The sequence below is a fragment of the Pseudomonas sp. genome, assembly GCF_049300855.1.
GTDB lineage: Bacteria > Pseudomonadota > Gammaproteobacteria > Pseudomonadales > Pseudomonadaceae > Aquipseudomonas.
Window position 1 is genome coordinate 1 of the sequence record NZ_JBAQKH010000017.1, and the last position, 14369, is coordinate 14369.

Annotated in this window: 10 protein-coding genes and 1 pseudogene; 2 read left to right on the forward strand and 9 right to left on the reverse strand. The window is 58.7% G+C overall.

From position 1 onward, the window contains the following. Positions 1–567: 567 nt before the first annotated feature. Together WA225_RS07420 and WA225_RS07425 are read left to right on the forward strand one after the other, a co-directional pair. Positions 568–765 (forward strand): annotated as a pseudogene (locus WA225_RS07420) (MFS transporter); the annotation flags it as partial. Positions 766–925: 160 nt separating this feature from the next. Then, positions 926–1183: a hypothetical protein gene (locus tag WA225_RS07425; RefSeq protein ID WP_242205330.1), complete on the forward strand. Its 258-nt coding sequence runs from the start codon at positions 926–928 to the stop codon at positions 1181–1183. 212 nt (positions 1184–1395) lie between these two features. Here the strand turns inward: WA225_RS07425 and WA225_RS07430 are convergent, their stop codons facing one another. The 9 genes from WA225_RS07430 to WA225_RS07470 all read right to left on the reverse strand — a co-directional run bounded on the left by WA225_RS07430 (position 1396) and on the right by WA225_RS07470 (position 14036). Further along, positions 1396–2376: a peptide ABC transporter ATP-binding protein gene (locus tag WA225_RS07430; RefSeq protein WP_008085266.1), complete on the reverse strand. Its 981-nt coding sequence runs from the start codon at positions 2374–2376 to the stop codon at positions 1396–1398. Continuing rightward, the gene (locus WA225_RS07435) at positions 2376–3344 is read right to left on the reverse strand and encodes an ABC transporter ATP-binding protein (RefSeq protein ID WP_077571086.1); all 969 of its coding nucleotides are present in this window, start codon (positions 3342–3344) and stop codon (positions 2376–2378) included. Before WA225_RS07435 ends, WA225_RS07430 begins: the two co-directional genes overlap by 1 nt. Positions 3345–3354: 10 nt before the next feature. Further along, the gene (locus tag WA225_RS07440) at positions 3355–4281 is read right to left on the reverse strand and encodes an ABC transporter permease subunit (RefSeq protein ID WP_422607445.1); all 927 of its coding nucleotides are present in this window, start codon (positions 4279–4281) and stop codon (positions 3355–3357) included. A 10-nt stretch (positions 4282–4291) separates the two neighbouring features. After that, entirely contained in the window at positions 4292–5302 is a 1011-nt protein-coding gene (locus WA225_RS07445) for an ABC transporter permease subunit (protein ID WP_008085273.1), read from the reverse strand. Between the two features lie 73 nt (positions 5303–5375). Continuing rightward, complete coding sequence (locus tag WA225_RS07450) at positions 5376–6971, reverse strand: ABC transporter substrate-binding protein (protein ID WP_422607446.1); 1596 nt, start codon at positions 6969–6971, stop codon at positions 5376–5378. Between the two features lie 78 nt (positions 6972–7049). After that, entirely contained in the window at positions 7050–8471 is a 1422-nt protein-coding gene (locus WA225_RS07455) for an OprD family porin (RefSeq protein ID WP_422607447.1), read from the reverse strand. Positions 8472–8646: 175 nt separating this feature from the next. Continuing rightward, on the reverse strand, positions 8647–10245 hold the full coding sequence (locus tag WA225_RS07460) for an ABC transporter substrate-binding protein (RefSeq protein WP_242205324.1): 1599 nt from the start codon (positions 10243–10245) through the stop codon (positions 8647–8649). Between the two features lie 303 nt (positions 10246–10548). Continuing rightward, positions 10549–12174, reverse strand: a complete 1626-nt coding sequence (locus WA225_RS07465; RefSeq protein ID WP_242205323.1) for an ABC transporter substrate-binding protein — start codon at positions 12172–12174, stop codon at positions 10549–10551. A gap of 260 nt (positions 12175–12434) precedes the next feature. Further along, positions 12435–14036, reverse strand: a complete 1602-nt coding sequence (locus WA225_RS07470) for an ABC transporter substrate-binding protein (RefSeq protein WP_422607448.1) — start codon at positions 14034–14036, stop codon at positions 12435–12437. Positions 14037–14369 lie beyond the last annotated feature (333 nt).

The window sequence follows — 14369 nt, forward strand, 5'->3', positions numbered from 1 at the left end:
GATCGATCCGGGCGCAGCGCCTACGGTTTGCTGCGCTGCACCTCCTCTCGCTGTGTTTGGCTGCGCCAAACGGTCGCTGCGCTCCCACGCCCGGATCAATCCCGCAACGAAGCCTTCCGATGTCGCCCGTGGATCAAGATCAAGAGCAGGCGAGCTGACACTCGGCCTATTGAGTGGTGAAAAGCACAGCGTGGCCGGCTGTTGATTTGCGTTGGATTCGCCCCTCACCCCAGCCCTCTCCCGAGGGAGAGGGAGCCGATTTGTGTGTTATTCAAAGTCTCAGTTCGACGCGGTATCGCACGTCGGCGTAGCTCTTGCAATCACCTCACCCTAACCCTCTCCCTCAGGGAGAGGGTTAGGGTGAGGGGCTTTTGATCTGTTTCAGAATCTGAGTTCGGCTCGGTATTTCACGTCGGCGTACCTCGCCCAAACAACGCGGTCAGTCCCCTCTCCCTCCGGGCGGTCCGACGTTTCGGGAGGGTTAGGGTGAGGGGCTTTTGATCTTCGACTTCGTTTTTCGTGATCTCGATGCACTTGAACGCGACAACCAGCCTGCTGGCCGTTAGTGCCCAGGGCGGGAAAAGCGGTCAGTACTTTGGCCTGTTCTTTATGAGCTGGAGCGCCAGTGCGCTGTTTTCACCGGTACTCAGTGGCCCGTCGTACGGTCAATTCGGTGGCCACAGTGTGTGGCTGGCGAGTGCGCTGATGGTGTTGATTTCCATGCCGCTGACTTGCCGGGCCACGCGATCACGCGGCGGCGCTTAGCTGATCCGGCTATTGGTGTTATTCGAAAGCAATCTGTCTGCTGAGGGCATTTCTGCCTGCTCGTCAGCGTCCTATCTGGTGAACCCGATGGATCGGAACTAGATTTCACACAGCGCCAGTCAGGCACGAATGTCTCACCTGAAAAAGGATGGAGTCGGCTATGAAAAGCAGATTGCTACGGGTTTTATTGCTGTTGAAAGTGATGGTCATGCTGTCCCTCGGCACCGCGACGGCCTGGGCCGAGTGCGAGGATCACGATTCTCAGGCGTTCAACGGAAAGGTTGGGCACAGCGGCTTGATGCTCGCCAAGTCTGAGTCCGAGCCGGGCGATCAGGACCAGGGCGGCAGTAAAGACGATGACGACTCGACCACTGACGAGCCGGACACTGATGACGACGACGGCGATAGCCAGACGTAAATTGCAGGCAAAAGAAAACCCCTTCGTCTCGACTGATGCGCAATCGAGGTGGAAGGGGTTTGGTTAACACTTCACGCTGTTTGAAATGCAATCCCTGTGGGAGCGAGCTTGCTCGCGAAAGCGGTGTGTCAGTCGACATCTATGTTGAATGATCCAACGCCTTCGCGAGCAAGCTCGCTCCCACAGTGTTTTGTATCGCTCTCCGGATTTGTTTAGGCCGCGCCGTCGAGGAACTGCTCGGCGTAGTGGCAAGCCACCTGCCGGCTGTCGAGCTGGCGCAACAGCGGCTCTTCGGTGCTGCATCGCTCGGTCGCATACGGGCAGCGCTTGTGGAAAGCACAGCCAGACGGCGGGTTCAGCGGGTTGGGCAGCTCGCCGACGATCTTGATTTTCGGCTTGTTCGGGTCCGGGTGAATGGTCGGGGTCGCCGACAGTAGCGCCTGGGTGTACGGGTGCAGCGGGCGTTCGTAGATGTCGTTTTTCGGGCCCAGTTCCACCGGGCGACCAAGGTACATCACCATCACGTCATCGGCCACGTGTTGCACCACTGCAAGGTTGTGCGAGATGAACACGTAAGCGGTGTTGAACTCCTGCTGCAGATCCATGAACAGGTTGAGCACCTGCGCCTGAATCGACACATCGAGCGCCGAAGTCGGCTCATCCGCCACCAGCACTTTCGGTTGCAGCATCATGGCCCGGGCCAAGGCGATACGCTGGCGCTGACCGCCGGAGAACATGTGCGGATAACGCTGATAGTGCTCAGGACGCAAGCCGACCTGCTTCATCATCGCCTGGACTTTCTCGCGACGTTCGGCAGCGCTCAGGTTGGTGTTGATCAGCAGCGGTTCGCCGAGCTGGTCACCGACTTTCTGGCGTGGGTTCAACGACGCGTACGGGCTTTGGAAGACCATCTGCACGTCTTTGCGCAGTTGCTTGCGCTGAGCCTTGTCGGCGCCGGCGACTTCCTGGCCGGCGATTTTCAAGGATCCGGACGACGGATCTTCAATCAGCGTCAACGCGCGGGCGAGGGTGGATTTGCCGCAGCCCGATTCGCCTACTACGGCGAGGGTCTTGCCGGCTTCCAGTTCGAACGACACGCCATTGAGTGCGCGCACGGTCGCATGGCCCTTGAACAGGCCACGGGACACTTCGTAGTGACGGGTCAGGTCGCGGGCGGTAAGTACGACGGCCATTACGCCACCTCCTGGTTCAGCGGGAAGAAGCAGCGGGCGAGGCTGTGGCTTTTCGGGTCAAGACCTGGACGCTGCGCGCGGCAGCTGTCCTGCACGTACGGGCAGCGCGGCGACAGCAGGCAACCCTGCGGACGGTCGTAGCGGCCCGGAACGATGCCCGGCAGAGTCGACAGGCGTGCGGCGCCGAGGCTGTGCTCGGGAATCGCCTTGAGCAGCGCTTCGCTGTACGGATGCGCCGGGACGTCGAACAGTTGCGGCACCTGGCCGACTTCAACGGCTTGGCCGGCGTACATCACGCAGACGCGCTGGGCAGTTTCAGCCACGACCGCGAGGTCGTGAGTGATCAGCACCAGGCCCATGTTCTGTTCTTTCTGCAACGCCAACAGCAGATCCATGATCTGTGCCTGAATCGTCACGTCCAGCGCAGTGGTCGGTTCGTCGGCGATCAGCAGTTTCGGCTCGCCGGCAATCGCCATGGCGATCGCAACACGCTGGCTCATACCGCCGGAGAGTTGATGCGGGTAGGCGTCCATACGGCTGGCTGCGCCGGGGATTTCAACTTTTTCCAGCAGCTCGATCGCACGTTTGCGCGCTTGCTTGCCGGACATTTTCAGGTGCAGACGCAGCACTTCTTCGATCTGGAAACCGACGGTGTAGCTCGGGTTCAGCGCGGTCATCGGGTCCTGAAACACCATCGACAGGTCTTTGCCGACGATTTGCCGACGCTGACGGTTGCTCAGTTTGAGCATGTCTTTGCCGTCAAAGCTGAGCGAGTCGGCGGTGACGATGCCGGGATGCTCGATCAGCCCCATCAGCGCCATCATGGTCACGGATTTGCCCGAACCCGACTCGCCAACGATGGCCAGTACTTCGCCTTTGTCGACTTTCAGGTCGAGGCCGTCGACCACCGGGGTCGCGGTCTTGTCGCCGAAGCGAACGTTGAGATTCTTGATTTCTAGCAGTGACATGGGAATCTCCTCAGGCGGCGTTCTTGAGTTTCGGGTCCAGCGCATCGCGCAGACCGTCGCCCATCAAGTTGATTGCCAGCACGCTGAGCAAAATGGTCAAACCAGGCAGGCTCACCACCCACCAGGCGCGTTCGATGTAGTCGCGGGCCGAGGCGAGCATGGTGCCCCACTCAGGGGTTGGCGGTTGTACGCCAAGGCCGAGGAAGCCCAACGCAGCGGCATCGAGAATCGCCGAAGAGAAGCTCAGGGTCGCCTGAACGATCAGCGGCGCCATGCAGTTCGGCAGCACGGTGATGAACATCAGACGTGGCAGGCCGGCACCGGCCAGGCGCGCGGCGGTCACGTAGTCGCGGTTCAGTTCGCCCATCACGGCGGCACGGGTCAGACGCACGTAGGACGGCAGGGACACCACAGCAATGGCGATCACGGTGTTGATCAGGCCAGGGCCGAGGATGGCGACGATCGCCACTGCCAGCAGCAGCGACGGCAGGGCCAGCATGATGTCCATCAAACGCATGATGGTCGGGCCGATCATCTTCGGGAAGAAACCGGCGAACAGACCGAGGAGGATCCCCGGAATCAGCGACATCACCACCGACGACAAGCCGATCAGCAGCGACAGGCGCGAGCCCTGGATCAGACGCGACAGCAGGTCGCGACCGAGTTCATCGGTGCCGAGCAGGAACTGCAACTGCCCGCCTTCCAGCCACGCCGGTGGCGTCAGCAGGAAGTCGCGGTATTGCTCGCTCGGGTTGTGCGGCGCGACCCAAGGGGCGAACAGTGCGCAGAAAATCACCAGCAGCATGAACAGCAGGCCGGCAACTGCGCCCTTGTTCTTCGAGAAGGCTTGCCAGAATTCTTTGTACGGCGACGGGTACAGCAGGCTTTGATCCGCGTTTGGGGCGGACGTGGCTACTGAGGATGTTGGAGTGCTCATGGTATGGACCTCAGCGCTGATGACGGATGCGTGGGTTGGCAAAACCGTAGAGGATGTCCACTACGAAGTTGACCAGAATCACCAGGCAGGCGATTAACAGGATGCCGTTTTGCACAACCGGATAGTCCCGGGCGCCGATGGCTTCGATCAGCCATTTACCGATGCCGGGCCAGGAGAAGATGGTTTCGGTCAGGACTGCACCGGCGAGCAGGGTGCCGACTTGCAGGCCGACCACGGTGAGTACCGGAATCAGCGCGTTACGCAGACCGTGGACAAATACTACGCGCGACGGCGACAGGCCTTTGGCCTTGGCGGTGCGGATGTAGTCTTCACGCAGCACTTCGAGCATCGACGAACGGGTCATCCGCGCTATCACTGCCAGCGGAATGGTGCCGAGGACGATGGCCGGCAGAATCAGGTGATGTAGCGCGTCGAAGAACGCCCCGACGTCATCGGCCAGCAGCGTGTCGATCAGCATGAAACCGGTGCGCGGCTCGATGTCGTAGAGCAGGTCGATCCGCCCGGAAACCGGCGTCCAGCCCAGGCTCACCGAGAAGAACATGATGAGGATCAGGCCCCACCAGAAGATCGGCATCGAATACCCCGCGAGGGAGATGCCCATCACCCCGTGGTCGAACAGCGATCCTCGCTTGAGGGCCGCGATCACCCCGGCCAGAAGCCCGAGGATGCCGGCGAACAGCAGGGCGGCCATGGACAGTTCCAGGGTCGCCGGGAAGAGGGAGGTGAACTCGGTCCATACGCTTTCACGCGTACGCAGGGATTCGCCGAGATCGCCGTGGGCCAGTTTGCCGATGTAGTCCAGATACTGGGCATAGAGCGGCTTGTTCAGACCTAGGCGTTCCATTGCCTGAGCGTGCATTTCGGGGTCGACCCGACGTTCGCCCATCATCACTTCCACGGGGTCGCCCGGAATCATGCGAATCAACGCGAAAGTCAGCAAGGTGATGCCGAAAAACGTGGGGATCAACAACCCCAGTCGGCGGGCAATAAAACTAAACATCTTGTGTGGTACCTCATCAGCCGGTTAGGCGTGCCCGGCTTCCCTGGGGTCAGGGAGGCCGGGAGTTTCTTATCTACTTCACCTGGGTGGTGGCGAAGTTATTAGTGGTGAGAGGGCTGATGTGATAGCCCTCTACGTTGTTGCGCATTGCGGTAAACATCCTGGTGTGGGCCATGCTGATCCATGGCTGGTCCTGATTAAACAGCACTTGCGCCTGTTCGTAGAGCTTTGCGCGTTCGGCCGGATCTACTTTAGCCCGTGCTTCATCCAGCAGTGCCTGGAATTTCTCGTTGCACCAGCGTGCGTAGTTCTCGCCGTTCTTGGCTGCTTCACAACTGAGCATAGGCGTCAGGAAGTTATCCGGGTCGCCGTTGTCGCCCGCCCATCCGGCCGAAACCATGTCGTGCTCGCCAGCCTTGGCGCGTTTAAGCATTTCGCCCCATTCCATCACGCGGATGTCGATCTTGATCCCGACTTTCGCCAGGTCAGCCTGCATCATCTGCGCGCCGAGCATCGGATTCGGGTTGGTCGGGCCGCCGCCGTTGCGGGTAAACAGGGTAAACACGGTGCCGTCCGGTACGCCGGCTTCCTTGAGCAGGGCGCGGGCCTTGTCGAGATCGCGTGGCGGGTTTTTCAGCTCGTGGTTATAGCCCAGCAGCGTGTCCGGGTACGGGTTGACCGCGACGGTCGCATTGCCCGGGCCAAACAGTGCGTTGACGTAAGCCGCTTTGTCGAAAGCGATGTCGATCGCTTTACGCACGCGCACGTCGCTCATGTATTTGTGCTGGGTGTTCATGGCGATGTACGAAACGGTCATCGCGTTCAGCTCTTCGACCTTGAGCTTGTCGTCTTTCTTGATGCTCGGGATGTCATCCGGTTTCGGATACAGCGCGATCTGGCACTCGTTGGCCTTGAGCTTCTGCAGGCGCACGTTGTTGTCGGTGGCAATCGCCAGAATCAGCGCGTCGGCCGGTGGCTTGCCACGGAAGTAATCCGGGTTGGCCTTGAAACGTACCTGCGCATCCTTGGCATAACGCTGGAAGATGAACGGGCCGGTGCCGACCGGCTTGTTGTTCAGGTCGCCAGTCTTGTTGGCCTTGAGCAACTGATCGGCGTATTCGGCGGAGTAGATGGCGGTGAACGGCATCGCGACGTCGGCCAGGAACGGCGCTTCGCGGCGGGTCAGGGTGAATTTGACCGTTTGGTCATCGACTTTTTCGACGCTTTTGAGCAGTTCCTTGAAGCCCATGCTTTCAAAGTACGGGAAGCCCACGCTCGACAGTTTGTGCCACGGGTGATTCGGGTCCAGCTGACGCTGGAAGCTCCAGACCACGTCGTCGGCGTTCATGTCGCGGGTCGGCTTGAAGTATTCGGTGGTGTGAAACTTGACGCCTTTACGCAGGTGGAACGTGTAGGTCAGACCGTCTTCACTGATTTCCCAGGTGTCTGCCAGGGCCGGAACGATTTCCGTCGTGCCAGGCTTGAAGTCCACCAGGCGGTTGAAGATGGTTTCGGCCACAGCGTCCGCCGTGACTGCAGTTGTGTACTGGACCATATCGAAGCCTTCCGGACTGGCTTCGGTGCAGACCACCAAGGGTTTGGCCGAGACGCCGAGAGCGGCACTCAGCAAGGCGGCAGCGACGGCCGCACGTAGGGGAAGCATTTTCATCGATAACCCTCTGCAATCGGTTGAAGACAAAAAACCGAACGGCCGACTCGTCATGAGTCAGCCGTCGGTTGGCGTTTTTTACAGGATGTTGAATGGAATCGTGGTCACGAGACGGAACTCGTTGATGTTGCCGTCAGCCTGGTGCTCGCTGGCGCGGTGCGTGGTGTACGTTGCGCGAATCGCGGTGGCCTTGAGCGGGCCGCTCTGCACGGCGTAGGAAGCACCGATGCCATATTCGTAATGGGATTCGCCGTCCATCAGGCTCAGGTCGCCGCGCTTGGCGCCCGGATCGGTGTAGGCGGTGCCACGGTAGTGAGTACCGTCGATGCCCCAGCCACGAGCCTGGTAGATGTTGAACTTCAGGCCGGGTACGCCGTATTCGGCCATGTTGATGCCGTAGGCGATCTGGAAGGACTTCTCGTTCGGGCCGTTGAAGTCCGACAGCAGGGAGTTGGCCAGGTAGATGCCGTTGGTTTCGTGCAGGTAGTCGAAGTACGTGTCGCCATTCACTTCCTGGTACGAGAAGGTCAGGCTATGTGCCTGGTGAGCCAGACCCAGCGACAGCGAGTAGGTATCGTTGTCGATCTCGCCCATCAGCTTTTTACCTTCATCGACGGTCTTGTAGTAGTTCAGACCGGTGGTCAGGCTCAGCACCTGGCTGTCACCCAGTTCGTGGGTGGCGCCGAAGTAGTATTGGTTCCAGAAGTCTTCGACGTTGGAGCCGTACAGGCTGGTTTTCAGACTTTTGAACGGCTGGTAGTTGACGCCAGCGATGTAGACCTTGTCGGTCTCCACGCCAGTGGCCGAGTACTCGGTGCGGAATTTCGACAGGCTCTGCTCGGTACGTGGCGAAACGCGGTCGAAGCCACCCAGGTCAAACGAAATGTTGTTGAGCTCTTCGCTGTGCAGGGTAATACCCTCAAAGCTCGAAGGCAGCGGACGGTTGCCAATGACGTCGACGATCGGCGTGCTGAAGTTCTGACGACCGGCGGTCAGCGTGGTGTTGGAAACGCGCAGCTTGACGTTGGCCAGACCCAGTTTGCTCCACTGGTCGACCGCATCACCGTCGGAATGGGCGAGGGTGCGGTTGGAGCCGCCAGCAATATCCTTGCGGTCACGGTCGAGAACGATGGCGTTGTAAGCGGCGACTTCAGTGCTGACGCCAACGGTGCCTTGGGTGAAGCCCGAGGTGTAGTTGACGATGGTGCCTTGCACCCAGTTGATCCGACGCGGGGTCGCGGTCTTGACCACTGGCGAGGTGTTCTTGTCGCTGTTTTTCACGTAGCTGAAAGTGTCGTCACGACGTTTCAGTTCATTGGCGTACCAGTTGCGGGTTGTGCCGCCCAGGCTTTGTCCATCGATAAAGCCTTTGGCCTCGCTTTGGGCGCTACTGCCGGCCAACGTGGTAGGGACGAACTCCTGACTTGCAGGTTCTGCGTACGCCGTGGCGGTGATGCTGCTGATGGCCAGGGCCAGTATCGCGGTGTTGCTCAGTTTCATGGGTGAAGCTCCTTTACTTTCTTTTTATGCCGGCTTTTTTTGGTATGCCGGTTATTGGTTTAGAACTCATTCACACATCGCAAACGTTTGCAAAAGGCCCGATAGGCGAATTTCGGCAAAGCGCTTGCGTGAGGGGCTAGACAGCGCCCCCCAGCGTTGCGGCTAATCGGTTGGGTTAATCGATACCAACACCCGAGAACACGTTGCGACCGAACGGGCTGACTTTGAACCCTTCGATCCTGGCGCTTAACGGTTGGTTGACCGTCGAGTGGGCGACAGGCGTGATCGGCACTTGCTGTTTAAGCAATTGCTGCGCCTGTTTGTAGAGCACGGTGCGCTGGTCACGGTCGGTGACGACCTTGGCCTCTTTGATCAGCTTGTCGTAAGCCGGGTCGCACCACATGGAGTAGTTGTTGCCGCCGATGGCATCGCAGCTGTACAGCGTGCCGAGCCAGTTGTCCGGATCCCCGTTGTCACCGGTCCAGCCAATCAGGCTGATGTCGTGCTCGCCATTCTTGGTGCGCTTGATGTACTCACCCCATTCGTAGCTGACGATCTTCACTTTCAGACCGATCTTGGCCCAGTCCGCCTGGAGCATTTCGGCCATCAGCTTGGCGTTGGGGTTGTACGGACGCTGCACCGGCATTGCCCACAGGGTGATCTCAGTGCCTTCTTTTACGCCGGCAGCCTTGAGCAGCTCTTTGGCTTTTTCCGGGTTGTAGGCGGCGTCTTTGATGCTGTCGTCGTAGGACCATTGGGTCGGCGGCATGGCGTTGACGGCCAGTTGGCCGGCGCCTTGATAAACAGCGTTGAGAATCCCTTGTTTATTCACCGCCATGTCCAGCGCCTGACGCACTTCGAGCTGGTCGAAGGGCTTGTGGCGCACGTTATAGGCGATGTAGCCGAGGTTGAAACCCGGCTTGGAGATCAGTTGCAGTTTCGGGTCGGCCTTCAGCGCTTCAACATCGGCAGGGCGCGGATGCAGGGTGATCTGGCACTCGCCCGCCTTGAGCTTCTGCACGCGTACCGAGGCGTCGGTGTTGATTGCAAAGATCAGATTGTCGAGTTTGACCCGGCTCGGATCCCAGTAATGTTTATTACCGGTGTAACGAATGTTCGAGTCTTTCTGATAACTCTTGAACACGAACGGCCCGGTGCCGATCGGTTTCTGGTTGATGTCGCTCGGCTTGCCGTCGGCCAGCAGTTTGTCGGCGTATTCGGCGGACAGAATGGAGGCGAAGCTCATGGCGATATTCTGGATGAACGCGGCGTCGACGCTGTTGAGCGTGAACTCCACGGTCAACGGCCCGGTCTTCTCGACCTTGGCGATGTTCTTGTTCAGGCTCATCCCGTTGAAATACGGGAACTCGGTGGGATAAGCCTTACGGAAGGGTTGCTGTGCATCGAGCATCCGATTAAACGTGAACAGCACGTCGTCGGCGTTGAAATCGCGGGTTGGCTTGAAGTACGGCGTTGTATGAAATTTCACACCTTCACGCAGGTGAAAGGTGTACTTGAGACCATCCTCGGAAATGTCCCACTTGGTGGCCAGACCGGGTACGACATTGGTCGCGCCTTTTTCGAACTCGACGAGACGGTTGTAGATCGGCTCGGCGGCGTCGTTATCCGTCGCTGTCGTGTACTGCGCGGTGTCAAAGCCTGCCGGGCTGCCTTCAGAGCAGAACACCAGACTTTTGCTGGCGGCGAAACTGGCGGACGAGGCGGCCAACAGACCGGCGCCCAGCAATGCGGAAAAAACCAAGGTATGGCGCATGACGCTCCCTCTTTTTTTTAGTGTTGTTCAATGCGCCGTCGTCTCATCCGGAGACGTTTTGGGCTGCATCGAACTCAATCCAGTACGTAGCGCAAACCGGTAGCCCACGCAGACACTGGTCAGTACCCGACGGTAGGGGCCGCGGTCCTGGCAGTAAATGCGTAAATGCCTTAAATCTCGTAGGAAAAGGCGACACGTCCTATACCGCTGCGGTAATCCACAGTGGAATTGGCTGTAGGCAATTTCCTAAATTCCCGGCAGGTAAAACAGCGGCGACGTTAAAAACGTCGCCGCTGCAGTGCCTTATTTGCTGACGCTGACGCCGTAGAAGGAGTTCAAGCCGAATGGGCTGATCTTGAAATCCTGCACGTTGGCGCGCATGGGTTGATACACCGTCGAGTGAGCGATAGGTGTCATCGGGACTGCATCTTTGAGGACGTGTTGTGCCTCTTTGTACAGTTCGGTGCGCTTACCTTGGTCGGTTGTGCGCTTGGCTTCTTTGACGAGGCCGTCGAACTTCTTGTCGCACCACTTGGAGAAGTTGTTGCCGCTGAGCGAATCGCAGCCGAACAGCACGTTCAGCCAGTTGTCCGGGTCACCGTTATCACCGCTCCAGCCAATGATCATGGCCTGGTTCTCGCCACCTTTGGAACGCTTGATGTACTCGCCCCATTCATAGCTGGTGATCTTCACTTTCAAGCCGATCTTGGCCCAGTCGGACTGGAGCATTTCAGCCATCAGTTTGGCGTTCGGGTTGTACGGACGCTGCACCGGCATCGCCCACAGCACGATCTCGGTACCTTCCTTGACGCCGGCTTCCTTGAGCAGCTGTTTGGCTTTCTCAGGATCGTACTTGGCATCTTTGATGGTGGTGTCGTAAGACCACTGGGTCGGCGGCATGGCGTTGACGGCCAGTTGGCCTGCGCCCTGATAAACCGAGTCGATGATCTGCGGCTTGTTGACGGCCATGTCCAGCGCCTGACGCACGCGCAGGTCAGCCAGCGGGTTCGGCTCGTTGCTGCCCTTGACCTTGTCCATCACGTTGTAGGCGATGTAACCCAGGTTGAAACCAGCCTGGTCAGGCATCTTCAGGGTCTTGTCTTCTTTCAGCGCTTTCAGGTCGGCCGGACGCGGGAACAGGGTGACCTGGCATTCGTTCTTTTTCAGCTTCTGAATGCGCACCGACGGGTCGGTGGTGATGGCGAAGATCAGGTTGTCGATCTTCACGTCTTCAGGCTTCCAGTAATCCTTGTTGCCCGTGTAACGGATGTTGGAATCTTTCTGGTAGCTCTTGAACACGAACGGACCAGTGCCGATCGGCTTCTGGTTGATGTCGGCAGCCTTGCCTTCTTTGAGCAGCTGGGCAGCGTACTCGGCGGACTGTACCGAGGCGAAGCTCATGGCCATGTTCTGGATGAACGCAGCGTCGACTTCTTTCAGCGTGAACTTGACGGTGTGGTCGTCGACTTTATCGATCTTGGTGATGTTGGTGTCCATCCCCATGTCGGTGAAGTACGGGAATTCGGTCGGGTACGCCTTACGGAACGGGTCATCCTTGTTAATCATGCGATTGAAGGTGAACAGCACGTCGTCGGCGTTGAACTCACGAGTCGGCTTGAAATACGGGGTGGTGTGGAACTTGACGCCTTCACGCAGGTGGAAGGTGTAAGTCAGGCCATCATCGGAAATGTCCCACTTGGTCGCCAGACCAGGAATCACGGCGGTGCCGCCGCGCTCGAACTGGGTCAGACGGTTGAACATGGTTTCGGCTGAGGCGTCGAAGTCGGTTCCGGTGGTGTACTGGCCTGGGTCGAAACCGGCCGGGCTGCCTTCGGAGCAGAACACCAGGTTAGTCGCAGCGGATGCGAAAGGTGCGGAGGCTAACAAGCCTGCGCCGACTAAAAACGGAATGACCGCGTGTTTAAGCATGTTGGCCTCATGATTTGTTGTCATTTTTTAGTTGTGAGGTACGACCTCGTGAGTCGTGCCTGCGGATACTTATGCAGGGGCCATACCCATTGCAAGATCCAGAGCGACTGCCGGCCTCAAACCGTGGCACGAACGTACCTTAATGTCGCATCTGTATAACTTCTGACGCATTTGACCGTTTGCGAGTGGTTTTTACGGTGCAAATGGAGCCCCAAAACGGTGCATTGGTCACGTTGTGCGCGCCGCCTTGGGGCTTGGTGTTACTTATTTATACCCACGCCATAGAAGGGGGTAAGACCGAACGGGCTGATCCGGAAGTCAGTGACTTCCTTGCGCAGCGGCTGGAACACCGTGGAGTTGGCGATCGGTGTAATCGGCACCTGCTGTTTAAGGATCAACTGCGCCTGTTGATACAGTTTTACCCGTTGTTCCTTGTCCGTGGATAACTTGGCCTGTTGCACCAGTTTGTCGTAGGCCGGATCGCACCATTTGGCGTAGTTGCTGCCTTTTACCGCAGCGCAGCTGTACAGCACACCGAGCCAGTTGTCGGGGTCACCGTTGTCACCTGTCCAACCATAGATCATCGCGTCGTGTTCGCCATTTTTCGCGCGTTTGATGTACTCGCCCCATTCATAGCTGACGATGTTGGCCTTGATGCCGATTTTCGCCCAATCTTGCTGGATCATCTGCGCCGACATCCGCGCGTTCGGGTTGGAAGCGCGCTGCACTGTCATCGCCCAAAGGTTGATGGTTGTACCCGGCGCAACCCCAGCTTCTTTCAGTAGCACCCGTGCTTTTGCCGGGTCGTAGGGGGCGTCCTTGATGTTCGGGTCATACGACCATTGCGCTGGCGGCAAAGCGTTTTGCGCCAACTGGCCGGCACTTTGGTAGACGGCTTTGATGATCGCCGGTTTGTCGATGGCCATGTCCAGCGCCTGGCGCACCTTGAGCTGATCCAGAGGCGCGTGGGTGGTGTTGTAGGCGAGGAAGCCGAGGTTGAACCCGGCTTGCTTGAGCACGCGCAGGTTCGGGTCTTTTTCCATCACTTCGATGTCGGCCGGGCGTGGGTAGCCGCTGACCTGGCATTCACCGGCCTTGAGCTTTTGCAGGCGTACGGCGGCGTCAGGGGTGATCGAGAAGATCAGGTTGTCGATCTTCAGGTCCTCGGGTTTCCAGTAGGCCGTGTTGGCGGCGTAGCGGATTTGTGAATCCTTCTGGTAGCGCTTGAACACGAACGGGCCGGTGCCGATGGGTTTCTGGTTGAGGTCGGCGGCTTTGCCTTCTTTCAACAGTTGCGCGGCGTATTCGGCCGACTGCACCGAGGCGAAGCTCATGGCGAGGTTTTGCACGAACGCGGCATCGACGTTGATGAGGTTGAAGCGCACGGTCTGGTCGTCGAGTTTTTCTACCGATTTGATTGTGGTGTTGAGGCCCATGTCGGTGAAGTACGGGGACTCGGCGGGGTAGGCCTTGCGGAAGGCGTTGTCCGGGTCGAGCAGGCGCTGGAAGGTGAAGAGGACGTCGTCGGCGTTGAAGTCGCGGGTCGGTTTGAAGTAGTCGGTGGTGTGGAATTTTACGTTTTGGCGCAGGTGGAAGGTGTATTGCAGACCGTTCGGGGAGATGTCCCATTTTGTTGCCAGGCCGGGCTCGATGTCGGTGCCGCCGCGTTTGAATTGGGTGAGGCGGTTGAAGACGGTTTCGGCGGAGGCGTCGAAGTCGGTGCCGCTGGTGTATTGGCTGGGGTCGAAGCCGGCGGGGCTGGCTTCGGAGCAGTAGACCAGGGTTGTGGCGGCGTTGGCGATTGGGGTTATGGCGGTTAGTGCGAGGGAGATCAAGAGCGGTTTTAGGGTGGATCTTGGCATGGAGTCCCCGGGGAGATTGGAGGTGGTGGTTTTTTGAGGGTAGCGGGGATTTGGGGGTGTTCGGAAATATCGTTTTTCTTGGGGAGGTGTCTAACTCGGTATATCTGGGGTTTTGTGGGTATATCCGTTGCTGCGGTTAGGACTGCTTAGGGTTCCGCCCTTACGGCGGGTCACTTTTTCCAGACGCCGAAAAAGTAACCAAAAAGGCTTGCTCCTGCGTGCGGCCCGCTCGCTGGGGCTCGGGGTTCCTTCGCTGCGGGATCGATCCGGGCGCAGCGCCTACGGTTTGCTTCGCTGCACCTCCTCTCGCTGTGTTTGGCTGCGCCAAACGGT